Origin of the sequence: Halohasta litchfieldiae, assembly GCF_002788215.1 — an archaeon.
In the GTDB taxonomy this organism is placed as follows: Archaea; Halobacteriota; Halobacteria; order Halobacteriales; family Haloferacaceae; genus Halohasta; species Halohasta litchfieldiae.
The window spans coordinates 352,416-376,434 of record NZ_CP024845.1 but is presented as its reverse complement, the minus strand read 5'-3'; the positions used below and the strand labels follow the sequence as shown (position 1 = coordinate 376,434).

Annotated in this window: 18 protein-coding genes; 8 read left to right on the top strand and 10 right to left on the bottom strand. The window is 60.8% G+C overall.

Annotated features, from left to right (window positions below):
- Positions 1-51 precede the first annotated feature (51 nt).
- Together HALTADL_RS01920 and HALTADL_RS01915 are read right to left on the bottom strand one after the other, a co-directional pair.
- The gene (locus HALTADL_RS01920) at positions 52-1,332 is read right to left on the bottom strand and encodes an HAD family hydrolase (protein WP_089672068.1); all 1,281 of its coding nucleotides are present in this window, start codon (positions 1,330-1,332) and stop codon (positions 52-54) included.
- 61 nt (positions 1,333-1,393) lie between these two features.
- Entirely contained in the window at positions 1,394-3,562 is a 2,169-nt protein-coding gene (locus HALTADL_RS01915) for a VWA domain-containing protein (protein ID WP_089672071.1), read from the bottom strand.
- Positions 3,563-3,593: 31 nt separating this feature from the next.
- Between HALTADL_RS01915 and cobN the strand changes: the two genes are divergently transcribed.
- The 5 genes from cobN (at position 3,594) to HALTADL_RS01890 (ending at position 11,066) form a co-directional block, all read left to right on the top strand.
- Positions 3,594-7,484, top strand: coding sequence for a cobaltochelatase subunit CobN (gene cobN / locus HALTADL_RS01910; RefSeq protein ID WP_089672074.1), 3,891 nt, complete (start codon positions 3,594-3,596; stop codon positions 7,482-7,484).
- The gene (locus tag HALTADL_RS01905) at positions 7,477-8,232 is read left to right on the top strand and encodes a precorrin-8X methylmutase (RefSeq protein WP_089672077.1); all 756 of its coding nucleotides are present in this window, start codon (positions 7,477-7,479) and stop codon (positions 8,230-8,232) included. Before cobN ends, HALTADL_RS01905 begins: the two co-directional genes overlap by 8 nt.
- Positions 8,229-9,020, top strand: coding sequence for a cobalt-precorrin-7 (C(5))-methyltransferase (locus HALTADL_RS01900; protein ID WP_089672080.1), 792 nt, complete (start codon positions 8,229-8,231; stop codon positions 9,018-9,020). Before HALTADL_RS01905 ends, HALTADL_RS01900 begins: the two co-directional genes overlap by 4 nt.
- The gene (locus tag HALTADL_RS01895; RefSeq protein ID WP_089672082.1) at positions 9,017-10,321 is read left to right on the top strand and encodes a cobyrinic acid a,c-diamide synthase; all 1,305 of its coding nucleotides are present in this window, start codon (positions 9,017-9,019) and stop codon (positions 10,319-10,321) included. The genes HALTADL_RS01900 and HALTADL_RS01895 overlap by 4 nt, the downstream gene beginning before the upstream one ends.
- A gap of 250 nt (positions 10,322-10,571) precedes the next feature.
- On the top strand, positions 10,572-11,066 hold the full coding sequence (locus HALTADL_RS01890; protein WP_089672084.1) for a hypothetical protein: 495 nt from the start codon (positions 10,572-10,574) through the stop codon (positions 11,064-11,066).
- 99 nt (positions 11,067-11,165) lie between these two features.
- On the opposite strand, the gene lrpA1 is transcribed toward HALTADL_RS01890, so the two are convergent.
- The 5 genes from lrpA1 to HALTADL_RS01865 all read right to left on the bottom strand — a co-directional run bounded on the left by lrpA1 (position 11,166) and on the right by HALTADL_RS01865 (position 17,242).
- Positions 11,166-11,594 carry an HTH-type transcriptional regulator LrpA1 gene (lrpA1, locus tag HALTADL_RS01885; protein WP_089672086.1) on the bottom strand — a complete coding sequence of 143 codons (429 nt, stop codon included), beginning with the start codon at positions 11,592-11,594 and terminating at the stop codon, positions 11,166-11,168.
- 84 nt (positions 11,595-11,678) lie between these two features.
- Positions 11,679-12,617, bottom strand: coding sequence for a thiamine pyrophosphate-dependent enzyme (locus HALTADL_RS01880; RefSeq protein WP_089672089.1), 939 nt, complete (start codon positions 12,615-12,617; stop codon positions 11,679-11,681).
- Between the two features lie 2 nt (positions 12,618-12,619).
- Positions 12,620-14,518: a 2-oxoacid:acceptor oxidoreductase subunit alpha gene (locus tag HALTADL_RS01875; protein ID WP_089672092.1), complete on the bottom strand. Its 1,899-nt coding sequence runs from the start codon at positions 14,516-14,518 to the stop codon at positions 12,620-12,622.
- A 548-nt stretch (positions 14,519-15,066) separates the two neighbouring features.
- Positions 15,067-16,221 (bottom strand): chorismate synthase, encoded by a 1,155-nt coding sequence (gene aroC, locus HALTADL_RS01870; protein ID WP_089672096.1) that lies wholly within the window; start codon positions 16,219-16,221, stop codon positions 15,067-15,069.
- 115 nt (positions 16,222-16,336) lie between these two features.
- A complete protein-coding gene (locus HALTADL_RS01865; RefSeq protein WP_089672098.1) occupies positions 16,337-17,242 on the bottom strand; it encodes a mechanosensitive ion channel family protein in 906 nt (301 codons plus the stop codon).
- Positions 17,243-17,428: 186 nt separating this feature from the next.
- Between HALTADL_RS01865 and HALTADL_RS01860 the strand changes: the two genes are divergently transcribed.
- From HALTADL_RS01860 to HALTADL_RS01850, 3 genes are all read left to right on the top strand, one after another.
- The gene (locus HALTADL_RS01860) at positions 17,429-18,679 is read left to right on the top strand and encodes a hypothetical protein (protein ID WP_089672101.1); all 1,251 of its coding nucleotides are present in this window, start codon (positions 17,429-17,431) and stop codon (positions 18,677-18,679) included.
- A gap of 86 nt (positions 18,680-18,765) precedes the next feature.
- On the top strand, positions 18,766-20,787 hold the full coding sequence (locus HALTADL_RS01855; RefSeq protein ID WP_089672107.1) for an ABC transporter substrate-binding protein: 2,022 nt from the start codon (positions 18,766-18,768) through the stop codon (positions 20,785-20,787).
- A 2-nt stretch (positions 20,788-20,789) separates the two neighbouring features.
- Positions 20,790-21,599: a phosphatase PAP2 family protein gene (locus HALTADL_RS01850; protein WP_089672110.1), complete on the top strand. Its 810-nt coding sequence runs from the start codon at positions 20,790-20,792 to the stop codon at positions 21,597-21,599.
- A gap of 18 nt (positions 21,600-21,617) precedes the next feature.
- Here HALTADL_RS01850 and HALTADL_RS01845 read toward each other — a convergent pair whose 3' ends face one another.
- From HALTADL_RS01845 to HALTADL_RS01835, 3 genes are all read right to left on the bottom strand, one after another.
- Complete coding sequence (locus HALTADL_RS01845; protein WP_089672113.1) at positions 21,618-22,046, bottom strand: CopG family ribbon-helix-helix protein; 429 nt, start codon at positions 22,044-22,046, stop codon at positions 21,618-21,620.
- 112 nt (positions 22,047-22,158) lie between these two features.
- Positions 22,159-22,407 (bottom strand): glutaredoxin family protein, encoded by a 249-nt coding sequence (locus tag HALTADL_RS01840; RefSeq protein WP_218143660.1) that lies wholly within the window; start codon positions 22,405-22,407, stop codon positions 22,159-22,161.
- 303 nt (positions 22,408-22,710) lie between these two features.
- Positions 22,711-23,946 (bottom strand): mandelate racemase/muconate lactonizing enzyme family protein, encoded by a 1,236-nt coding sequence (locus HALTADL_RS01835; protein ID WP_089672119.1) that lies wholly within the window; start codon positions 23,944-23,946, stop codon positions 22,711-22,713.
- Between the last annotated feature and the right edge of the window lie 73 nt (positions 23,947-24,019).

The following is a 24,019-nucleotide window of genomic DNA, read 5'->3' as shown; positions in this document are numbered from 1 at the left end:
CCCGCTACCTGTCGCATCGACTGTGCGATCCATTCAAGCCCACTCGAAGCCTCAGTCGAGTTCAGTAAGCAGGTTGTAGACATAGATCGTCTGTAACATCGCTGCGGATGCGCCGCGGTCGAAGACGAGTCCATCTGTCGACCGAACGTGGTCGAGCACACCCGCTGAGGAATGGTCGGGAGCCGCACTCAGCCCGCAGTTGTCGGCTGCGACCCATTCCATCACCCGCAGATCGGATTTGCTGTCGCCCATCACGAGCACGAACGGATCGTCGACGTCGACCACGTCCAGTGCGGCCTCGACACCGGCGGCCTTGTTGAGTTCCAGCGAGCCGATCTCGGCGGCATCGGCGTGGTAGTAGGCGACATCGATTCGGTCGAACGTCGACCGGAGGGTCTCGGGGATATCGTTCACCGAACAGTCGGGCAGCGCGTCTTCGCTCGCCAACACGTCGTGGATTTCGGGGTCCGCGTCGGCGTAGTAGGCGCGGGCTACCGCCGGTAGCGAGTGGCTACCGTCGACAGCCTCAGTGTCGACGGTGATGCCGACGGCCTTCGCCAGCAGATCGATCAGATAGACGAGCCCGGCGTCGATCACACTCGCTGCGCGCTGGCTGCCGGTCTCGAAGTTCGGCTTGAGCGTGATGTTGAACTCGTTGCCCTGCAGGTGACAGCCGCGGCGGAGCTCTGGGGGTGCCTCGGGCAGCACGCGACTCCGAACCGAATCGAAGATTGCCTGGATGTCGTCGTCAAGCCCTTCGTACAGCAGCTGTTTGGTCTCCGAGCCGTGGCCGGGTGTAAACACGCCCGTTCCGGCTTCGTAGACGATGCTCAGTTCGCCGGAGTGGACGATTTCGCTGCCCAGTCCCTGAATCATGAACCCCTTGACGTTTTCGAGCGTCTGGCCCGTACAGATGATGATCGGCACCCCGGCCTCGTGGAACTCGACGAGGGCGTGGAGCGTCTCCCGTGGGATTTCGTTGTCGGTCCCGCCGGCCGACCGGAGCGTTTCGTCGACGTCCAAGACGAGCGCGTTGACCGCACGGTCGTAGCTGCTGTCGAGATCAAGTGCGGTAAACGCCTGATCGTGATCCGCGCGGGCGGCGATCTCGGCGAACGTCTCGCCCGCGGTGACATCGTCACCGGCAGTGAAACTGGCGGCGATCTCGGCTTTCAGTCGACCGAGTTCCTCGGAGGCTTCCTCCCAGTGGGAGAGTGCGACCGGCGAGTCGACCGGCGGAAACAGGTCGACAAAGCGCTGGTGGGCCTGCAGCGTCTCGGTATCGAACTCCTCGTAGAGCCGATGGAGGCGGTCGTAGCGTTGGGGTGCCATTGGTGAGGACTCCCGGCCACCGATACAAGAAATGATCGACCCACCGGAACAGTCGACTGTCTCAGGAGTGGTCCGATGTCGCCCGCCCCACCGCAGCCGAAACCGTATCCGGGCTGAGTTTCGACAGTGGAACGGTCTGGCCGTCGGTTTCCTCGGCAATGAGCGGAAGCAGCCCGCTGCGCCCGTTGCTGCCCGCGTCGACGATCACCACCTGCGCGCCGCTGGCGGCCAACCGCTGAGCAGCCTGCCGAGTGGCCTCGGTCGGACTTCCCTCGGCGACGTTCGCTCGACCGTCAGTTACCAGCACGACCACGCCAAACGAGCTATCAGTGCTATCGAGAACCTGTCGAGCGTTTATAAGTCCGTCCGGTAGCGGCGTCCGGTCGCCGGTCGGCAGGGTTTTTAAATGTCGAGCCGCCAGCGAGACGCTCCGGGTCGGCGGCAGTAGCACCTCGCTCTCCTCGCCACCGAACGCAACAAAGGCCACCTCGTCGCGCTGCTGGTAGGCATCCCGAAGCAGGTCGAGAACCACCCCTTTGGCGGCCTCCATCGCCGGACGCATCGAGGCACTGGCGTCGACCGCGAACACAATGGTTGCGGCGGTCTCGCGCTCCCGGACCGACTGGCGGAGGTCGTCGCGTTCGACCCGGTCGTGGCCGCTGGTCGCGGCGGCCCGGACCGAGGCCGCGGCGTCGACCCCGTCCTCGCCGGTGGCCTGCTCGGTGTGGATGCGGGTGCCACGGCCGCCAGCCTGCTGGCTCCGGCCGCGTCGACCCGACGCGGCTGACTCGTCGGTTTGTCTCTCCGGGTCGTCGATGTCGGGAGCCGCACCCTCACCGATAGCTGCGCGCTGCTGGCCGGGGATGAGGGGTGTTCCCTCGGTTTCCTCGTCTCCCTCGTCGGGAGCCTGCTCCTCGTCGCCCTCATCGGCAGGGTCGCCCTGCGACATGTCGGTCGACTCGGGGTCACTCCCTCCGCCGTTTCGGTCACCTACCGCTGGGCTGTCGCTGGCCCCATCGTTCTCGTTTCCCTCGTCACCGCCCTCATTCGATTCCTTATCCGATTCCTCATCGGCCTCGGTCGACTCATCGCCGTTTCCGTCAGTCGACTCGTCATCGGACCCTTCACCAGTCGACTCGCTGTTGTCATCGGCTGGTTCCGAGTCATCTGTCGACTCCGAGTCGTCTTCATCGTCGCCGTCCTCGTTATCAAAATGGTCGTCCAGTAGCTCCTCGGGATCGGGTGGCTCCTCGAAGGGCTGGCTCTGGAGGCGGTGTGGCAGGGTGTAGCTGGCGGCCTCCTGAATATCCGATTCGATGACTTTCGGTCGACCATCCAGCGCGGCCAATGCCAAAGCCGCCCGGGCAGTCGCAATATCGGCACGGTGGCCGTCGACCTCGGCGTCGGTACAGAGCTCCGCAATTGTCCGTTTAAATTCCGCGGGCAATGAGACGCTGTCGACTGACTCGCGGGCGTCTTGGATCGACTCGCGGAGGACGTCGATCTCCTCGCTGAACTTCTCGGTGGCCGCCTCGTCGTCAGCACCGAGCGCACGGTCGATGATCTCGACACGGTCGTCAATCTCTTGGCTCCCAGTCACGGTTGCCTGCAGATCGAACCGGTCTCTGAGCTGGGGCCGCAGCTCGCCCTCCTCGGGGTTCATCGTCCCAATAATGGTGAACTCCGCGGGATGGGAGACGCTGATTCCATCGCGTTCGACCGTGTTGACACCGCTTGCGGCCGCATCGAGCAGGACGTCGACCAAGTGGTCGTCTAAGAGATTAATTTCGTCGACGTACAGAATCCCACGATTCGCGCGGGCGAGCAGACCCGGATCGAACTCCGCTTCGCCAGCCATCGCATCCTCGATTGAGAGCGTCCCAACCACGCGATCCCGCGTTGCACCCAGCGGCAGCGTCACCAGCGGGACGGACCGCGTCTCGACCGGCAACTCCGCTGTTGGCCGCGCTTGGCACTCGGCACACTGCCCACCACGGTCGTCAGGATCGCAGCCGTAGGGGCAGTCGGCGACCACCCGCTGGTCGCCAAGGAGGTCGACCAGCCCCCGAACCGCGGTCGACTTGGCGGTCCCCTTCTCGCCCGAAATCACGGCGCCACTGAGGTCATCGTGGGCCGCAGCAAGCAGCAGGACCTGTTTGAGATCCGGCTGGCCGACAATCGCGGGGAAGGACACTGTCGACGGCTTTTTGCTCGCGGGATCTGCAACCATACTTGCGCTAATACAATAGTGGTTTATAAATATGACACGGATCGGCCTCTACACGGCAACTGAAAACGAACTCGGCTCCGTCCAGCGGGCGGCGGGCCGACTCGATGGTATCGAACTCGTCGTCCGCTCCGAAAGCGATCTCGACGAGCAGACCGACGTTGAAGACTTCGTCGACGACTGCGAGGACGCCGCGGCGGTCTGTTTCTGGCTCCACGGCGGCGAGGACAGCATGCCCGGCTACGAGTACGCCGTCGAACGCTTGCGGGAGATGGGCGTCCCCCTGATCGTCAAGGCGACCGGCGATGCGTTCGCCTTCGAAGACACCTCCGTCGCCGATTCGGACCGAGATCTCGTTTATGAATACCTCGAACGCGGCGGCACGATAAACATCGAGAACTGTTGTCGGTTTCTGGCCATCGAGTACGGGACCGACGACCTGGATTCGATGGTCTATGATACGCCGACCGAACTCCCAACAGAGGGTGTCTATCACCCCGACCATCCCGGAATCGGCTACGAGGAACTACTCGACAGCTTCGATCCCGACGCGCCGACCGTGGCGGTCTGGTTTTATGAATCCCACTGGACCCACGAGAACACCCGCTACGTCGACGCCCAAGTTCGCGCCCTCGAATCACAGGGTGCAAACGCACTGCCGATCTTCTGCAATCCGGCTGCCGATGAGGAGGGCCAGGAGAACGCAGAGTGGATAACCGACAACTGGCTCCTGCAGGATGACGAGCCGATTGTCGACGCGGTTCTCTCCTCGTTTATGTTCTCACTCTCGATGGACGAACGCGGTCGGTCGGCCAGCGATGAAGGCGACAGCGCCGAAGACGTCTTTCTCGACCGGCTTGGCGTCCCCGTCCTCCAGACGATTACGACCATGCGCTCGCGCTCGCGCTACGAGTCCAGCGATACGGGCGTGATGGGCTTCGAACTCGCCTTGTCTGTCGCCCTCCCCGAATTCGACGGGAACGTGATCACCCACCCGATTTCGGGCAAGGAGCGAATGGACGACGACGCGGGGATCGGCAGCGCGCCGAAACAGCATTTCCCCATCCAGGATCGGGTCGACCACGCCGCCCGACTCGCGGTCAACTGGGCCAATCTCCAACACACGCCGAACGAAGACAAGCAGGTCGCGGTCGTCCTCCACAACTACCCGCCGAGTGATGACGGGATCGGGACCGCCTTCGGCCTCGACTCCCCCGAAAGTACGGTCAATCTTTTAAAAGAACTCGACACACGAAACTACGATCTCGGCGGTGCTGTACCGGACTCCGGCCAGACGCTTATAAACACGCTCACGAGCCAACTCACCCTCGACAACCGCTGGGTTGCGCCCGAAGACGTGCGAGAGCGGTCGGTCGACGTTGTTTCCACCGACCAGTACGCCGAGTGGTTCGAACAGGCCGACGAGCGGTTTCAGGATAATATCGTCGACGAATGGGGCGAGCCACCGGAGCGACCCTTTGCGATTCCGGGAGCCGAGTTCGGCAACGTTCTCGTCACGGTTCAGCCACCGCGAGGGTTCGGGATGGACCCCTCGAAGGTCTACCACGATTCGGATCTCCAGCCGCCACACGACTACTACGCCTTCTACGCGTGGCTCCGCAACTCCTTCGAAGCCGACGCAGTCGTCCATCTCGGCACGCACGGCTCGCTCGAATGGCTGCCGGGCAAGACGGTGGGTCTCAACGGTGCAAGCGCGCCGGACCAACTGATCGGCGACCTGCCGAACGTCTACCCATACATCGTTAACAATCCCGGCGAGGGAACCCAAGCCAAGCGACGATCCTACGCCGCGATTGTCGACTACCTCACACCGGTCATGAGCAACGCCGGCACCTACGACGAGCTGGCCGACCTCGAAGAACTCGCCAATCAGTACCGCGAGGCCGGAATGGAAGACGCTCGCGAGGATGACGGCGACCATCTCGAAGACCTCATCCGAAGCCGCGTCGACGAACTCGATCTCGCAGTCGAACTCGGAACGACAGGCACCATCGACCAGCAGATGGAGGTCCGTGGGCCCGACGAAACGGGGTCGACGCTGGCTGAGGGCGCAGTCGACGGCGAGGACCTCGCTATCGACGAACTGGTCGAACGTATCCACGAGTATCTCACGGATGTCAAAACGACTCAGATTCGGCTGGGGCTGCACACGATGAGCGAACCGCCGGTCGACGACCGCCTCGTGGAGTATCTGGTCGCACTCACGCGACTCGAAAACGGCGACGCGCCGAGCCTCCGAGAGAGCGTTGCAGGTGTGTTAGGCGTCGACTACGACCGCCTGCGCAATGCTCCCGGCGAGTACGACGAGGCGTTGGGCATGACCTACGCCGAGGCCGCCGACCACGTCCACGAGACGAGCCTCGACCTTATCAACACCCTTGCAGAACACGAGTTCGACGTGCCTGATTCGGAGCGAGAGGCGGGGCCAGATGACGAGGTCAACGTCAATCTGCTCGTGGTCGACATCGACACGCTGGGCGATGGCCGAGCAAAGTCCGGCGCACACAACGACCTCCGGGAGGCACTGGCGTTCATTTGTGAGGAAGCCGCACCCAGAGTCCAAGGTGCCGAAGACGAGATCCCTCGAACCGCCGACGCCCTGAGTGGCGAATACGTCCCACCGGGCGGTTCCGGTGCGCCAACGCGTGGAGGTGTCGACCTCCTACCGACGGCCCGAAACTTCTACACGCTCGACCCGCGGAAAGTGCCCGCCAAATACGCGTGGCAGGTCGGCCGCAATGTCGCCGAGGGCGTGCTTGACCGCCATCACGACGAACACGACGCCTACCCCGAGGAAATCGGCGTCGTCGCATGGGGGACACCCACAGTCAGAACCAAAGGTGAGACCATCGGCCAGGTGTTGGCCATGATGGGCGTCAAACCCGAGTGGACCGAAGCGGGTCGGATTGACGATGTCGACCCGATTCCGCTCGACGAGTTGGGTCGACCACGAATCGACGTGACGACCCGCGTCTCGGGACTGTTCCGGGATGCGTTCCCCGCCGCGGCGGGTGTTATCCACGACGCCGTCTCGGCAGTGGTCGACCTCGACGAGCCACACGAGATGAACTACATCAAAAAGCACGTCGAGGAGGAAGCCGAGGAACTGGAGGCCAACGGCATGGATGCCACGGAAGCCAAAAGCGCGGCGACCAACCGCGTGTTTACCACCCGGCCCGGCGGCTACGGCGCGGGGACGAACAAGGCCGTCGACGAGGGCAACTGGGAGGACCGATCCGATCTCGCCGACGTGTATGTCCAGTGGGGCGGCTACGCGATGGGCAAACGCGGGAAAGTGAGCGAGGCCCACGATAGCTTCGAGCGGCGACTGTCGAGTGTCGACGCGACGGTCAAAATCGAGGACACGATGGAACAGGACGAACTCGATTCGTCGGACTGGTATGCCTTCCACGGTGGCTTCATCTCCGCCGTCTCGGGAATCTCCGGCAGCGAGCCAGCCTCCTATGTCGGCGACTCCTCGGACCCCGAAAACGTCTCGGTGTACACCAACGAGGAAAAAGTTCGCAAGGCAATGCGAGCACGCGTGCTCAACCCAGAGTGGCTCGATTCGATGGAGGAACACGGCTACAAGGGAGCCGGAGACCTCTCGACGACGGTCGACGTCGTCATGGGGTGGGATGCCACCACCGGCGTCATCAGCGACACGCTCTGGGAGGATGTGGCTGACAAATTCGCCTTCGACGAGCACCGACAAGAGTGGATGCGGGAGGTGAACCCGTGGGCGCTCGAATCGATTTCTGATACCCTTCTGGAGGCCATCGAGCGCGGCCTCTGGGAGGCCGACGAAGAGACGGTCGACCAGCTCCGAGATATCAACCTCAGCGTCGAGGGTGATCTCGAAGCACGTGCCAGTACCCCGGCTGCGGAGGTATCCGATGACTGAGCAAGAAACCGAATCCGACGACGATTTCGAAGAGGAGTACGCCGATCTCGGCGCGACGACCCAAGAGGCGATGGACATTGCGGAGACGAGCATGGACATCGTTCGGCAGTTCGTTCCCGACGAGACGCTGGCCGACCGCTTTCGCCAAAAATCGGTCCACTCGATGGGCGATATCGAGTTTCAGCACCTCCTGCGGTTTACCGGCACCGACGAGGCAGGCGAGCCGGACGACGAGGCTCCGATTCGGGCCGGAGCTAACGCAGTGCTTCGGGAGTCGACAATCGTCACCGACATCACGATGTCGAAAGCTGGCGTCACGGGGCGGGGTCACAACTGCGAGAAACGCAAGGCAATCGGCAACGGTGCGGAACTCGCCAAGAAAACAGGGATGACCCGCACTGCGGCCTCTGTCCTCGAACTCGACAAACAGAGCGTCTACGACGACGCAATCGCGGTGATCGGCAACGCCCCAACCGCGGCGTTCGCGCTCGCGGATTGTATCGAAAACGGCACTCGCCCGGCGGTGATCGTCGCTACACCGGTCGGTTTCGTGAAGGCCGTCGAGAGCCGCGAGCGAATCCGCGAGGTTGCCGAAGAGTACGACGTGCCCGCGATCACGAACGTCGGTCGACGTGGCGGCAGTGGACTGGCCGCCGCGCTCACGAACGAACTGATTCACGTCGCCAAAGACGTCCGAACCGGTGAACTGGATCTTGATCTCGGCGTCGATATCGAGGTCGACCAGTGAGCGACTACGACCTTGATTCGGGTCCCGATCCGGCAACAGTTGCGGCAGCCGCGGCTGAAGCCGATCCGGACTCAGTCGACTCGCCAGTGTACGCGGTCGGTATCGGCCCCGGAAATCTGGAGTATCTCACGCCCCGCGGCCGCAGAGCTATCGAGGAAGCCGATGTCGTCGTCGGCTTTTCGACAGTGGTCGACTTCATCGCTGATCTCACCGACGCCGACTTGTTAACCTGTGGCTACCGAGACGAAAGAGAGGCCCTAACCACCTTTGCGGATCGCGTGGCCAACGGTGAGCAGGGGACGGCGGTGTTGATGGGCGATCCGAACCACTCGGGCTACCAGTTCGTCGGCAAAGTACAGGGGGTTGTCGACACCCCCGTCCGCGTGATTCCAGGAATCTCCTCGCTCCAGATGGCCGCGAGTCGTGCCCGGACGCCGATGGAGGACACCGAGTTCGTCACGCTTCATAAAAGCGGAGACATCACGCCGGGACTGGATCGACTTATAAATAAAGTCGGAAGTCGACATCTGCTTGTGCTTCCGCGACCATTTGACTGGATGCCCGGCGATATTGCGGCGCATCTGCTGGACCACGGAGCCGACCCCGATCTGGAGGCGCTGGTCCTCGAACAACTCACCCACGACGACGAGTCAATCTCTCGGTTCTCGTTGGCAGAGCTGTCGGAACACGCCGGTGGCTCGGGAGTCGACGACACGCCGTTTTCGGACCTCTCGGTGCTGGCTGTTCGACGGACTGAACCGCAGAGCGACTCAGGGGGCGACCAATGAAGGGATTCGTCCTTGGGGGCGTCAGCTCCGGCGTCGGCAAAACGGTCGCCACGCTGGCGATCATCCGCGCCCTCGATGAGGCTGGCTACGCGGTCCAGCCAGCAAAAGCAGGTCCCGACTTCATCGACCCCAGTCATCACGAGGCCGTCGCCGGTCGACCCTCTCGAACACTCGATCTGTGGCTCGAAGGCGACGACGGATTGGCTCGCAACTACGCCCGCGGCGAGGGCGACATCTGTGTCGTTGAGGGTGTGATGGGACTGTACGACGGCGACGGCTCAAGTACGGCGATGGTCGCCGAAGCCCTCGATCTGCCGGTCGTCTTGGTTGTCGACGCCAAAGCAGGCATGGAGAGCGTCGCCGCCACCGCCTACGGCTTCCGGGAGTACGCCGAGACGATTGACCGCGATATCGATGTGGCAGGGGTCATCGCTCAGCGTGCCCATGGTGGTCGACACCAGCAGGGCATTCGTGATGCGCTCCCCGAGAGCATGACCTACTTCGGGCGGATTCCACCGTCCGGCGATCTCGAAATCCCCGACCGCCATCTCGGACTGGAGATGGGCGCGGAAGCCGCGCTTCCCCACGAGGCACTCTCGGCGGCCGCCGAACATCTCAAAACCGACCGACTGGTCGACGTGGCACGCCAACCACCGCAAGTCGACCCCGAGCCCTCACCGCGCGGCAAAGCGGGTCCAACAGTCGCGGTCGCCAGCGACGCCGCCTTCTGTTTTCGGTATCCAGCCACCATTGAACGACTCCGCGAGCAGGCTACTGTACGGACTTTTTCACCCATTGCTGGCGACCCAGTGCCGGACTGCGATGGGGTGTATCTGCCGGGTGGCTACCCCGAACTCCATGCCGAGGAGTTGGCGTCGACGGACACACTCTCGGACCTCGGCGAGTTGGCCAGCGACGGCCTGCCGGTCTTCGGCGAATGTGGCGGCCTCATGGCGATGAGTCAGTCGCTGACGACTGTCGAGGACCAGATGTATGCGATGGCCGGTATTCTCCCGGCGGACGTAACGATGTGTGATCGGTATCAGGCACTGGATCACGTCGAACTCGAAGCCACGTCGGGCACGCTGACTGCACGGTCGGGAGAGACGATCCGGGGCCACGAGTTCCACTACTCGACGGCGTCGGTCGACAACGATGCCCGATTCGGCTTTAAAACTGTCCGCGGCGACGGAATCGATGGAGATCATGACGGCCTGCTCGAATACGAATCACTGGGAACCTACGCCCACGTCCATGCCGAGAGTGGGGCGTTTGACCGGTTTGTCGACCGGCTTGGATAACCGTCTGCAGTCAATCTGCGACAGAACCTCTCGTATCCGAACCAGTCTGGAACGGCCATACTACTTGGTCGCCATCTACTGCTGCTGTACTGGTGTATTGAGCTTCGATACTCCGAACAGGTTCTCAGCTCCGTTTATAATACCGACATATTCGGAACACCAAATACGACCCATGGTATCATTGCACATGGAGTGTGGACCAACACAGCGGTAGCTGTGGTGCCAACACACCAGAAACGGAGGTAATCACATGTCGACACAACAATCAGTACAACAGGAACAAGCAGTCGAGTTCGGTTCAACGCTCTGGAACGGTGCGTTGTTGATGGCGCTTGCCGGTGTCGCGTTCATCGGCTACGGGATCGTCTTTCTCGTGTTGAACTTCGTTGGTGGCGGATTTGAACTCGGTGTGAGCCATCTCGGTGGCATGACGCCCGCCCAACTGGACCCCACGGTTGCGTTCTACATTAGCCACCTCCATGTCGCCACAGCGGCGTTCATTATCTCGACCGGAATCGCCGTGACCGCTCTCTCGTGGTTCGGGGTCCGCCAGCGACTCCGGTGGGCATGGGCCACCGCCGTCATCACCGCAGTCACCGGACTGGCAATCGCACTGCCGATGCACTACATCGGTGGCTTCGCCCACGACTGGGTGACTCATCTCGGACCGATCTATCTGGCTACGGCTGTCTTCGTCGGCGGTGTCGTACTGGCGTACAAAGGGATGTCGACGCCAGCGCAGTGAGATCTCATTGCGACCTATTTTTAGGTGTCGACACAGTTTCCGAGACAACTGCGCTTAAACAAGTAATCGAGTGCAACTGAAGAGAGGTGGGCGGCGAGACTACTTCAACCGTTCCTGCAGGAAGGAGGGATGGGCCGCGGTCACTCCCTCGATCTGGAGGATGTCATCGCTGATCACATCGCCCAACGAGTCGCCGTCTTGGGCACGGACCTCGGCCATTAGCATATGGTCGCCCGACGAGGTGTAGAGCGATTCGACAGCAGCCAGCGATTTGAGCGCGCGGGTGGCTTCGACATACAGTTCGCTGGCGACGTCGATGCCAACGAGGGCAATCGTCTGCGAGGAGAGTTTTTTCGGGTCGACGTCGGCCGAGTAGCCGACGATCACGCCCTCGGACTCCAGTTTCTGAATGTATTTGCGAACCGTCGGCTTCGAGACCTCCGCACGGTCGGCAATCTCGGAGTAGGAGGCCTGTGCGTCGTCTTCCAGCACAGAGAGAATACGATCCTCCGTTGCGGTAGTGCTCATGAGTAACTGTTTTGCTCCAACAAAAAAATATCTTGCGAACAGAAAAACGCTTTCGGTACAGCAAACCGGAGCGGTCGACCCGCTCTATTTGTGTTTGTCGAGGAACAGGTCAGCCGACCGTTCCCACTCGTAGTCGTCGTCGAAGTAGCGCTCTGCCAGTGGTTCCTCGGGCATTTCGCCGATTGCGCGCTTTTCTTGACCGTAGGATGGTCGATCCTCGTCGACGTAGAACCGACCGGTGAGGACCTTGCCCTCGTGGAGGGCTTCCTCGGTTTCGGTCATCATCTCGGATGCCTCACGTCGGTCCGTTGGGTCGAAGTCGTAGTCGTCGGACTCGTTGACGTCGATGTACGGGACGTACTGACGGGCGTCCTTGTTCCAGGTCGGACACTGGGTGAGGAAGTCGATGTGCGCAAAGCCGTCGTGCTCCATCGCCTCGATGATGATCTCTTTGGCCTGGTTCGGGTTGACGGCGGCCGTCCGGGCGACGTAGGAGGCACCCGAGGTTAGACTCAACGAGAGCGGGCGAAGCGGCTCTTTGGCGCTGCCGTGTGGCTGGGTCTTCGACTTGTGACCTTTCGGGCTCGTTGGCGAGGTCTGGCCCTTCGTGAGGCCGAAGATCTCGTTGTTGAACACGATGTAGGTCATGTCGTGGTTCTCGCGGGCGGTGTGCATGAAGTGGTTGCCACCGATCCCGTAGCCGTCACCGTCGCCACCCGCGGCGATCACTTCGACGCCGGGATTGGCGAGTTTGGCCGCTCGCGCGACCGGCAGCGAACGACCGTGGATCGTATGGAACCCGTAGCTGTCGAAGTAGCTGTTGAGTTTGCCTGAACAGCCGATCCCCGTCGTGAGCAGCATCTCTTCGGGGGATTTGCCGAGTTCCTGGGCGGCGCCCTTCAGTGCCTTCAGGACACCGAAGTCACCACAGCCGGGACACCAAGTCGCCTGGGGTTCGAGCCCCGGCGTGTACTCGTCCTGTTCGATCTCGCGTCCTTCACCGATTGCTGAAAATGCACTCATAGTTAGTCACCTGCGGCTGGTACGAACTTGGTCTCGATGCCAGTTAGCTCTTCGTCCTCGACGATTGTCGTGGTAAAGCCCTCGACAATGTCGGCTGGCTCGAAGGGGTTGCCGTTGTACTTGAGCAAGCTCGATAGTTTCTCGCCGTACTGACCCAGTTCTTTCTGGGTTAGTCCGCGGAACTGTGCGGAGGCGTTCATCTCGACGACGAGCACCTCGTCGACGCTCTCGATGAACGCCGTGACTTCCTCAACTGGGTACGGTGCCATATCCGAGACACCGAGGGATTTGACCGAGTAACCCTGATCGTTGAGTCGGTCGACAGCCTCTTCGACGGTTCCCTGCGAACTGCCGAAGGTCATCAGCCCGTAGGTCGCCTCGTCGGGACCGTTGTAGGTCTGGTGACTCTCGTCCTGAGAGGTCAGGTCGTCAGCGATGGCGTTGAGCTTCTGCTCGCGGCGGTCCATCTGAGCGACACGGTTTTCCGGGGACTCTTCGATGTGTCCCTCCGGCGTGTGCTCGTTACCGGTTGCGAGGAAGCGACCGCCCTTCTGGCCGGGGATCGACCGCGGGCTGACGCCATTGTCGACGTCGTGCTGGAAGCGACTGTACTTCCCACTCTGGTCGTGTGGTGCGTCTTCGAGCTCGGCTTCGGTGAGCGTCGAACCCAGCGATGGGTTCGGTGCTTCGTCGAAGACCGAGGCGTCGACGTTCATCAGTTCGCCGCCGAGCTTCTGATCGTAGAGCACGATCACTGGGATCTGGTACTCGTAGGCGATCTGGAACGCTCGGCGGGTCTGGGTGTAGGCCTCGGCGACGGTGCCGGGGGCGAAGACGACGCGCTGGGAGTCACCCTGTGAGGTGTACAGCACGTGTTCGAGGTCGCCCTGTTCGGGCTTCGTCGGCATCCCCGTACATGGTCCCGCGCGCATGGCCTCGATGAGGACCAGCGGCGTCTCGGTCATCTCTGCGAGACCGAGCGGTTCGCTCATCAGGGCGAAACCGCCACCGGACGACCCGGACATCGCCTTCGCACCAGCGTGGCTGGCACCGATGGCGAGTGCGGCTGCGGCGATCTCGTCTTCGACCTGCTCGGAGATCCCGCCCAGTTCGGGCAGGTTCTGGGCCATGATGGTGAACACTTCGGTCCACGGGGTCATCGGGTAGCCCGCGATGAACCGACAGCCCTCGTCAATCGAGCCGTAGGCGATTGTATCGGAGCCCGACAGTAGGACCTGCTCTTCATCGTGGCTGCCCTCGGGAACCTTGATGTCGTGGGCGTCGACGTCGTACTCCTCGTTGACCATCTCGTAGGCGTTGTGGAGAATCTCGAGGTTGGGGTCGAGAATCTTCTCCGGCATCGCCTCGGTCATGAGGTCTTCGATCCACTGGAGTTCGATGCCTGCGAGCGCGCAGGTCGCGCCGACACCGGCGGTGTTGCGCATGACCTCGCGGCCCTGTTCGCGGGCCATCGTTCGGAGATCGAGATCGTAGACGTGCCAGTTGTTCTCCTCGACGCGCTCGTCGAAGTTTTCGATCTCCGAGGCGTCGAGAAGCCCGGAATCGTAGATGATGACGCCGCCCTCGCGGAGTTCGTCGAGGTTCTCCGAGAGCGGTTTGATCTCCTCGTTGCCGTAGACGGAGCCTTCCTTCGGGTTGCGCGCAAAGGAGTCACCCAGCGCGAGCAGGAAGTTGTAGCCGTCACCACGGGATTTCACCGTCTCCGAGGCGGCACGAATTTCGGTATAGGTGTGACCACCGCGAATCCGCGATGGATAGTGTCGATGCGTGAATACGTCCAGCCCTGAACGCATCAGTGCTTTGGCGAAGTTCTGGCTTGTTGAGGCAATTCCGTCACCGGAACCTCCTGCAATTCGCCAGATAAGTTCGTTGTCAGTCATAATTTGATCTCACGGCCCCTCTGGGCCACTCGTAGGCGTTGTTTGCCAGTCCGGGGTAAAAGAGTTTGCTATGGATTGACAAGGAACAATAATGAAAGATTTAGTTTGTTGAATAAATGTCCAGTGGTTAGTCGTGTCTGTGCAGATATACAGAATGTAATGGCACATTGAGTTTAACTATACTTAATTACGATAGTGAATGTCATACGAATTCCCACCGAATCTGGCCGTCGACACGTCAAATTGAGCCGAGGCGGTACAGAACGGGTCAGATTAGTCACAGATAAGCTCCAAATAAATGTCTCAAAATTGTCAAGTGAAGGTCGACACCCCATTCGGCTGTACCACAGACCGTTTCCGAGAACAAATGTCGCCGAGAGCCGTCGATGGCGACCGAAACGACGCCGTGGAGGCAACTTTCTTGAGAGTTACAACCCCGAGCGTGGGAACACTGTCGACCGATCGCTTGAAAATAGATATAAACTCGACAGCGGCAGTCGATCAAGCAGTGACAAAGAGGAACGAAATTCGAGTCCGACAGTCGACCCTCAGTCCATATTGCCCGGACTGCGTGGGTGGTAGTCCGTATCGTACTCGCCGACGTCGCCGTCGAGTCGGTCGGGATTAATCTGCCCCGACAGCAGCATGAAGTCGACGATCAGCAGATTCAGCATGGCCTCGACGACCGGGACGCCGCGTGGCGGGAGGACAGGGTCGTGTCGACCAACCACTTGGATCTCTTTGGACTCGCCGGTCTCCCAGTCGACGGTCTCCTGTTTTTTCGGAATCGACGTCGGCGCGTGCCACGTCGCCTCGCCCCAGATCGGCTGGCCGGTGGTGATCCCGCCCTGCAGGCCACCGTGTTTGTTGCCCTTCGGAACCGGGTCGCCGTTGTCGTCGAACGCCCAGTCCTCGTTGCGGTCGCTGCCGGTCCATTCGCGGGCCTCCTTGCCGAGGCCGAACTCGACGTGGGTACAGGCCGGAACCGAGAACATCGCTTGGCCGAGCCGCGAGGGGAACGAATCAAATCGGGGCGATCCCAGACCGCGGGGAACCCCGCGGGCCTCGAAGTAGATCGAGCCACCGATGGAGTCACCCTCCTGCTGGTATTTATCCGCGAGATCTCGCATCTCCTCAGCGGCTTCGGGGTCAGCACACCGGATCTCGTTGTCCTCGGTGTGTTCGAGCATGTCTTCCCACGTCACGTCGCCAGCTTTCACGTCGCCGATCTGGTTGACGTGGGCCTTGACCTCGATGCCGTGGGCTTCGTTGATCTGCTTGGCAATCGCCCCGGCGGCGACCCAGTTCACCGTCTCCCGTGCAGAGGATCGGCCACCGCCACCCCAGTTTCGGGTCCCGAATTTCGCGGAGTACGTGAAGTCGCCGTGTGAGGGCCGCGGCGCGGTGACGTACGGTTCGTACTTGCCCGATTGGGCGTCCTTGTTTTCGATGACCATCCCGATGGGAGTGCCGGTCGTGTAGCCGTCTTGGGTTCCAGAGTTGATCTTGACTGCATCCGGCTCCCCACGAGAGGTTGTGATCATCGACTGGCCGGGTTTCCGCCGGTCGAGTTCCGCCTGAATGTCGTCTTCGTCCAGTTCAAGCCCTGCTGGACAGCCACTGACAGTGACGCCCATCGCCTCGCCGTGGCTCTCGCCGTAGGTCGTCACCTGAAAAAGTCGACCGAACCGATTGCCATTCATACCGAGTGGTCTGTTCCCATCCCATTTGAACCTTACAGTACGCGAGGAGCTGGTGCTGTCGACGTGCTCGGTCGTAACCCAATATAAAAAGAATCCAGCGAGACTGACTCTCGCGTTAGTCGTTGGTGACTGGCCCGGTCGGCTCGAACTCCGCGGAGTCGACTTCGACCGATCCAGTGAGTTCCGTGTGCGGGTACGGCATCCCGACTCCCTCTGCATCGAAGCGGTTTTTGACAGCCTCGACCCACTTCGTTTTCACGCCACCGGCACCCGTCTCGCGTGGGTTGATCCAGACGCGACCGTTGAGGACGACCGCCGAGTCTGCGAGCCCGGTAACAGGTGCGGTCGGTGCTGGGTCAGCGAGAATGCCATCGATCTTGTTTGCTTCGTCGATGATGATGTCACGAGCCAACTCGATGTCAGCGTCGTACTCGATGCCGAAGTCGAACGGCACCCGGCGCGTCTCGTTGGCGACCGGATTCATCACGACGGAGTTGGCCAGATCGCTGTTCGGCACCGTGACCTGTTCGTTGTTGAACGTATCGAGTTTCGTGACCCGGAGGTTGATCTCGCGGACGATCCCGTCGTTGCCACTCCACTGGATGTGGTCACCGACGGTAAACGGCTTGTCCTTGAGAATGAAGATGCCCGCGACGAAGTTCTCGATGATATCGCCCGCGGCGAACGCAAAGCCCAGTGCAAGCGCACCGGAGATCGTTGCGAACGCCGTGAGGATCGCCGGAAACCCGGCGACGGTCGCCGCGATTGCCACCGCGCCGAACAGCGCGACAATCCCGGCAATACTCGATCCGAGACTGACGACCGCCGTGGAGAACTCACGTGCGTTGAGCGCTCGTTTCGTCGCCCGAACGAGGACCGACTTTCCGATTCGGTAAATGACGAAAAACGCAATGATGAACGTGAGTGCTGTAACCGCGACCGATAGCAATGCCCCGCCGTACTGTGTGAGAATGCCATCTACACTGGTTGGAATCCCCTGAAGTATCAATGATAACGCCACATTCGTATCAATTACTGCGAAGACATAAACCTACGCTGATGTATACAGGTAGACAAAACTTGGTTATCGAAATTACACGTCTACGAGGCGTCGACAGCTGATTGTCCACGAATTAGTATATCGTTGATCAGGTGTCAGCAGACTGAACAACATGCTTTTTGAGAGGTACCCCTGTATACAATTCAGATGAACCGTCGGCGCACGATACTCAGCGTCCTGCTGGTGTTGCTGGCTGGCTCCTACGTCGTAGCCACCGGTATCGGAACGACCGTAGACGAACCCGGAGACGGTGTCTCGACAGTGCGGGAGTCACAACTCATCCAGCCCGTCGACAACGGAAGCTATCTGTGGCCCTACACCAGTCGTTCGGCGTCGGCCAGTGGGCGGACACTCGCGGTCAACGTCATCATCTACGGCCCGCCGGATCGGACGCGAACTGCGCTCGTCGACTCCGCGAATCTAGATTGGGAGCCGGTCAACGACTCCGAGACCGACGCCGACGCCGAGAGCTATGTCGTCGACGACGGCGTCGACTGGGACGATGCGGCCGGGTCGACGCGCTACAGCTACGTCGACCAACGACTCGATGACGGCCAACAGCAGTGGGTCGACGAGAGCTACCAACTCCACACCGGCTCCTATCTCGGCTCGCGGTCCCATATCCGAGCCTACAGCCCTCCATCCGGCGAGTGGACAGCCATCCAAGTTCACGAGGAGTACTTCGATTGGTTCCGGCTCCGACACACCGTGACCGACATTCACGACTCCTCGCGGCTCATCGAGCGGACGTTTATCGACCAGCCGTTCGTCGACGGAGTGAGTCGGACCTACTACGGCACCACTGGGGGCTGGAACGACGGCTGGATCACCGAGATCCAACTCACTGTTGGCCTCTTGCTGTCGACGATCCTCGCCCCACAGAGCCGGCAGCAACTCCGGCGTGCCGGGCATGATCTCAGCCGTGCGGCGATCAGAAACCGATACGGGTTCCTGCTGGCGGGAGCGTTGGCCGGGCTTCTACTTGGGGTTCGGATCGCCGGAATCGCACTCGAAACGGCGATTCCAACCCAGTCACCACAGCTGTTTGCGGGGCTGTTGTACCCCCTTATCGCCCTTGGTCCACCAACTCTTGTTGCCCTACTGGCCCCGCGGCTCCGCCCGCAGGGGGCGTTTGGATTTACAGTTGCTGGGCTGGGTGCCGGCTTCGTCTACGATTTCGCCGCCATCGATGTCGGCACGGTGCCGCTCCAGCTTATCTTACATCGACTTGGCCTGCTATTCACGTTGGGTCTGCTCGCAGTCGGGGTCGTGAACTCACACAATTCGGGACGATTCGGCGAGGAGGGAACGGTCACGGAGTCGGATCCGCCACTGATCGTGATCGCCTGTCTCGGCTGGTTTGTCGGGCTTGGACTCCCGCTGTTCGGCTATCTTTGAGAACCGATACCACTGCAGGGTTATGATCGTAGTCTTATTATATCTACCTGCGAACAATACATGACGAACAGATTTCGCCATATTTGATGACTCCCCCCAATACATCTTCGTCGCTCTCCCGCCGTGCAGTAATTGCTGGAGCCGCGGCCTCGACAGTCTCGACAGCAGGCTGTGTGGGCCAATTTCAGAACATTGGCGACGATTCCGAGCGATCACAGCTCTCGCTCGATATCAAGGTGCTGCCTGCCGACAGCGACCCCTTTGGGATTCAAATCGCTCAACAGCTGCGGTCGAACCTCGAAGCGGTCGGCATCAATGTCCGCCTGAGTCTGGTCAGTATCGGACAGTTCACCCAACAGGTGCTGTTGAACCACGACTTCGACATCTACGTTGGACAGGCCCCCTTCGCACGCCCACCCGATCCTGACGCACTGTATCCATTATTCAACTCGGCGTACACAACTGAAAACGGCTGGCAGAACCCCTTTGGGTTTACCAATCAAACTTGTGATACCCTTCTGGCGGCCCAACGCTCACACACAGGAGATAAGCGACAACAGGACGTGACGGCACTCCAAGAGGAACTCGCCCGCTCCCAACCGATATCGCCAGTTGTCTTTCCGGACCTGCTCACGGGGGTTCGGACCGACCGGTTTACGGGCTGGGATCCCGAGGAGCGTGATCCCGCGCTTGGAGAACCGACACGGCCACACAACCTCCTGTTGTTAGAGGGAGGCGACAACGAACAACCCACGCTCCGACTTGCGACCGCCAACGACCGACTCACCTCGAACCGGAACCCGATTGTGTCGACCTATCAGGGCGAGCAGTCGCTGCTCGATCTCGTCTACGATTCGGTCGCTCTCGAACAGGGCTCGGAGTACGTTCCGTGGCTCGCTCGCGAGATTAGCTGGGTCGACGGCACGGACACACCTGAGGTCGAAATCAGGCTCCGGGACGAGTTGCTGTGGCACGACGGCAAGCAGCTGTCGGCCTTCGATGTCGGCTTTACCTACGAGTTCCTCCAGGACACCTCGCTCGGAGCGGCGAGCAAACCGATCCCCTCGGAACGGTTCGGTGGGGAGGTCTCAGTTGTCGACGAGGTGACGGTGAAAAACTCCCGGCGACTGCGGCTCACGTTTACCGATACCACGCGGGCTGTCGCCCAGCGAGCCCTCACCGTCCCAATTTTGCGTGAAGACATCTGGGAGCCGCGGACACAAATCGGCCGACCGTCGAGTCGCGCAGGCCCGACGACCGAGGCACTCACGACGAACAACAGCGCGGCAATCGGGAGCGGGCCACTCCAGTTCGAAACCGCAGACAGCAGCGTTGTCGAGTTCTCCCTGTTCGACGATCACTTCCTCTGGCCGTCAGAGACGTCGACCCCAGACGGGACTGGCGATTCGAACGAAAACGGGTGGTCGTTCCCGTTTTTCGGCGGCGACGATGACAGCACCGCGTCGACGACAAACACGACAAACAAGACAAACACGACAAACAAGACGAACACAACGAACACGACGAACACGACGAACACGACGACCAACAGCACTGCCCCACAAACCGATTCGCAGCTGACAGCTGACAGCGACCTCGCGCCGCCGCCAGAACCGTATGGTGGCCGCCCGCCGTTCGAGACGGTCACGCTGGAGTCGGTGTCGACGACCGCGGTTGTCGGCCTACTCGCCTCGGGCAGTGTCGACGCCACGCTGGGGCCTGTGAGTCCGCAGATCGCGTCGATTGCCGACAATAGCTCCGATATCGAACTTATCGAGAATCGGTCAAACGCGTTTTATCATCTCGGCTTCAATACTCGTCGAGAGCCGCTTCGGGATCCGGACGTTCGACAGCTTGTCGCCCAGCTCGTCGACAAGTCGACACTCGCTCAAGAGAACTTCGATGGCTATGCCTCGCCGGCAGCGAGTCCGCTTGCCGGGACCGACTGGCTTGCCGACTCCCTCCAGTGGGACGAGGACACAGACACTGATCCGACGGTCCCGTTTCTCGGCACTGATGGTGAGCTGTCGGTCGAAGACGTACGTGACCGGTTCCGCTCGCTCGGCTACGAGTACAACAGCGATACCGAACTTATTTCAAAAATATAACTATGTTACGTGCAATCCTCGTGGAAGTCACAGCCGTCGTTGCGACACTCTGTCTCATCGGTGCAGTTACCATTGTCGGCCGGAACCGGCTCATGGAACTCCGCACGGAACTACAGCCACGTCTCCGTGACTCGGCTCCCTATCTGGCGGTCCTCACCGCCGTGCTGATACTCAACTCGGTTATCCGTGACTCGGCTCAGGATCTCTCCTGGCAGATCGGCTTCGAAATCACGTACTTGCTGGCGGAGTACGACGCTGGTATCGTCGCTGCGATTCAATCCTTCAAATCCGACGCACTGACGACGTACTTTTCATCCGTCTACGTCTATGGCTACGTCTTCGTGCTCGCCTTCCCGGTTTTGGCGTACATCGCGCTGTCGGATCGCAAGCACTTCCAGCGGCTCGTCGTCGCCTACAGTATCAACTATTTCATCGGCTTAACGTTGTACATTCTCTTTGTTGCGTACGGTCCACGAAACTGGTATTTAGGGGTAGATGCAGGCGCAGTTGTCTATGAGAACCTCCTGTACAGTGTGACGAACTCGGGAACTGCAAACGAGTTACTCACCAGTGAGGTCAACAGCCGCACCAACGTCTTCCCGTCGCTGCACACCTCGCTTTCGGCGACCGTCGCGCTGTTCGCCTACAAAACACGCGAGGACTATCCGATATGGCTCGGCATCGCGACCGTCCTCGCGGCCAGCATCATCATCTCAACGATGTACCTCGGTATCCACTGGGCCGTCGACATTCTCTTCGGCCTCGGACTCGCGGGGTTCTCGGTGTACATTGCCGAGCGGTATATCGACTGATCGGACCGTGGGAGCCGGTCAGCCGAGGTTTTCGAGCGAACTAAAATCGTCGACCGGCATCACCGAGTAGTCGACTGTCAGCGTGTCCTTGGTGGCCCGGATCTTGCCGACGAACGTCGAAATCTCGTCCAATCGGCCTTCGAGGACGAACAGTTCCATACAGTAGTGGTTGCCGACGTGGCTGTGGAAGTTCGACGAAACGAGTTCTTCGTGTTCGTGCCGCAGATGCATCATGCGTTCCTCGACAGTGGTCGTCTCGTAGTTGAACATCACCGTCACAATCGAGATCAGATCTCGGTCTTCGAGTCGCTTGTCCTCGAACTCGCCCAACAGGTTCCGGGCGGCCTCGCGGACGACCTCGCTTCGCCCTGTGTAGCCGTGTTCATCGGCAAAGGAGTCGATTCGGCTGAGTAGATCTTCCGGCATCGAAACGCTGACAACGGTCATATATTAACACATGGTGCGTCGAATAATAGACCTTATTATTAATTCGACTGACAGCCGCCGCTCATTGTGAATCGTGCCAAACAGTAGTCCGGATAGAAACCGTCGACCGCTCTTAGGAACTGTAGTTGTCTTTGAGATACGTCGAGATCTCACCGCTGTCAGCAATGAAGCCGTCAGAGTGGGTGTCGTCGACCAACACCGGGACGCCACGCTGGCCGGTAATCGATTCGAGTTCGTTCCGGTCGTCCCTCGACTCGGGGACGACGACCTCCTCGTAGTCGACCGAGAGCACATCGAGGACACGTCGCACGCGTTTCGAATACGGACAATCCGGCCGGTCGTACAGTTCGAGTGGTGGCATATGCATCCGTATGTGTCTCTCAATTATATATGTATTTCTGCGATGTATGAGTGGTACACAACCGCCAAACGCGGCACCGACAGCGAACACAGATCCACGTCGTATCGGACAGGACCGGTCGACACAGATGGTCGACTTACGGTATCTGATCGTGTTTCGGCTTCGTCAAACAGCGCGGAGCAAAGCTCCGCTGGCTTGACGAAGCTTACGCCTCGTCGAACAGGGAAAATCAAAGATTTTCCAGCACGACTTCGCTACGCTCAGTCGAACAGCGCAAATCGGAGATTTGCTGGCTCGATGAGGCTATGCCTCATCGAACAGCGTTTCGCCGTCGACCATGTGTTCCTCGACGGCATCCATGTCGAGGGTCACGCCGAGACCCGGCTTTTCAGGGATCTCGATGTAGCCGTCCTCGATGACGTCCTCCTCGACCAGATCCTCCCACCAGCCGAGTTCGTAGCTGTGGTACTCGACAGCCAGCGAGTTGGGGATCGCCGCGCCGACGTGGGCCGAGGCCATCGTCGCCACCGGCGAAGAGACGTTGTGCATCGCCACGGGGATGTAGTACTGGTTGGCGACATCGGCGATTTTGCGGGTCTCGCGCATTCCGCCGACCTTCGGCAGGTCTGGGGCAATGATGTCGACGGCTTGGTTCTCGATGAGTCGACGCTCCTCGGTGACGCGGTAGCGGTTCTCGCCGACAGTGATCGGGGTGATCGTGGATTTGGTGACTTCCTCTTGGACTTCGAGGTTCTCCGGCGGGACGGGGTCTTCGAGCCACCAGACGTCGTACTCTTCGAGTTCGGCCGCGAGCCGCTTGGCACTCCCACCGGAGAACGTCCAGTGGCAGTCGAAGGCCACGTCGGCCCGGTCCTTGACGCGCTCGGTGACGGCCTCGACGATCTCGGCTTTGTGGCGGATCTCGCCGGGTCGGAGATGGCGGTTGGCGCGGTCCTTTTCGAGCCCCGAGGGGACGTCGAGGTCGAACTTCAGGGCGTCGTACCCCAGTTCCTCGACGACGCGCTCGGCCTCGTCGGCGCAGGCCTGCGGGTCGGCCTCGTCGGCGGTGTGGCAGTCACAGTAGACCCGGACCTGATCGCGGTACTTGCCGCCGAGCAGCTGGTAGGCCGGAACGCCGAGGATCTTGCCCGCCAGATCGTGGAGCGCGATCTCGATACCGGAGATGGCGGTGACGGTGACGCCCTCAACTGATCCCTCGCCGGACATCTTCTGGACGAGATGTTCGTAGAGGCGGTCGATGTCCAGCGGGTTCTCGCCGATGACGAACGGTTTCATCCGCTCGATGAGTTCCGGGACGCCCGCGCCCCAGTAGGCTTCGCCGGTGCCGACGACGTCCGCGTCGGTGTAGATCCGGACGAGCGTCCACGGGAAGTTGCCGTCGACCATCGTCGTCTGTACGTCGGTAATCTCGACGTCGCGGCCGCCGCCGCGCTCGCCGGTAACACCCATCGTTTCCGAGGAAAGTTCCCGCATCGTGTACTCCGCGTTCGGATCGTGGAGTTCGTCGTAGCTGACCATACTCCGGTATCTATTCCTAACGGTAAATAGTACTGGCGTTCGTCGACAGGCGTCATACCCCGCATAAACGCCT

Excerpts from the sequence above, each read along its gene's own strand:
- HALTADL_RS01920 (WP_089672068.1), bottom strand. The coding sequence starts at position 1,332 with ATGGCACCCCAACGCTACGACCGCCTCCATCGGCTCTACGAGGAGTTC.
- HALTADL_RS01915 (WP_089672071.1), bottom strand. The coding sequence starts at position 3,562 with ATGGTTGCAGATCCCGCGAGCAAAAAGCCGTCGACAGTGTCCTTCCCC.
- cobN (WP_089672074.1), top strand. The coding sequence starts at position 3,594 with ATGACACGGATCGGCCTCTACACGGCAACTGAAAACGAACTCGGCTCC.
- HALTADL_RS01905 (WP_089672077.1), top strand. The coding sequence starts at position 7,477 with ATGACTGAGCAAGAAACCGAATCCGACGACGATTTCGAAGAGGAGTAC.
- HALTADL_RS01895 (WP_089672082.1), top strand. The coding sequence starts at position 9,017 with ATGAAGGGATTCGTCCTTGGGGGCGTCAGCTCCGGCGTCGGCAAAACG.
- HALTADL_RS01890 (WP_089672084.1), top strand. The coding sequence starts at position 10,572 with ATGTCGACACAACAATCAGTACAACAGGAACAAGCAGTCGAGTTCGGT.
- lrpA1 (WP_089672086.1), bottom strand. The coding sequence starts at position 11,594 with ATGAGCACTACCGCAACGGAGGATCGTATTCTCTCTGTGCTGGAAGAC.
- HALTADL_RS01880 (WP_089672089.1), bottom strand. The coding sequence starts at position 12,617 with ATGAGTGCATTTTCAGCAATCGGTGAAGGACGCGAGATCGAACAGGAC.
- HALTADL_RS01875 (WP_089672092.1), bottom strand. The coding sequence starts at position 14,518 with ATGACTGACAACGAACTTATCTGGCGAATTGCAGGAGGTTCCGGTGAC.
- aroC (WP_089672096.1), bottom strand. The coding sequence starts at position 16,221 with ATGAATGGCAATCGGTTCGGTCGACTTTTTCAGGTGACGACCTACGGC.
- HALTADL_RS01860 (WP_089672101.1), top strand. The coding sequence starts at position 17,429 with ATGAACCGTCGGCGCACGATACTCAGCGTCCTGCTGGTGTTGCTGGCT.
- HALTADL_RS01855 (WP_089672107.1), top strand. The coding sequence starts at position 18,766 with ATGACTCCCCCCAATACATCTTCGTCGCTCTCCCGCCGTGCAGTAATT.
- HALTADL_RS01850 (WP_089672110.1), top strand. The coding sequence starts at position 20,790 with ATGTTACGTGCAATCCTCGTGGAAGTCACAGCCGTCGTTGCGACACTC.
- HALTADL_RS01845 (WP_089672113.1), bottom strand. The coding sequence starts at position 22,046 with ATGACCGTTGTCAGCGTTTCGATGCCGGAAGATCTACTCAGCCGAATC.
- HALTADL_RS01840 (WP_218143660.1), bottom strand. The coding sequence starts at position 22,407 with ATGCCACCACTCGAACTGTACGACCGGCCGGATTGTCCGTATTCGAAA.
- HALTADL_RS01835 (WP_089672119.1), bottom strand. The coding sequence starts at position 23,946 with ATGGTCAGCTACGACGAACTCCACGATCCGAACGCGGAGTACACGATG.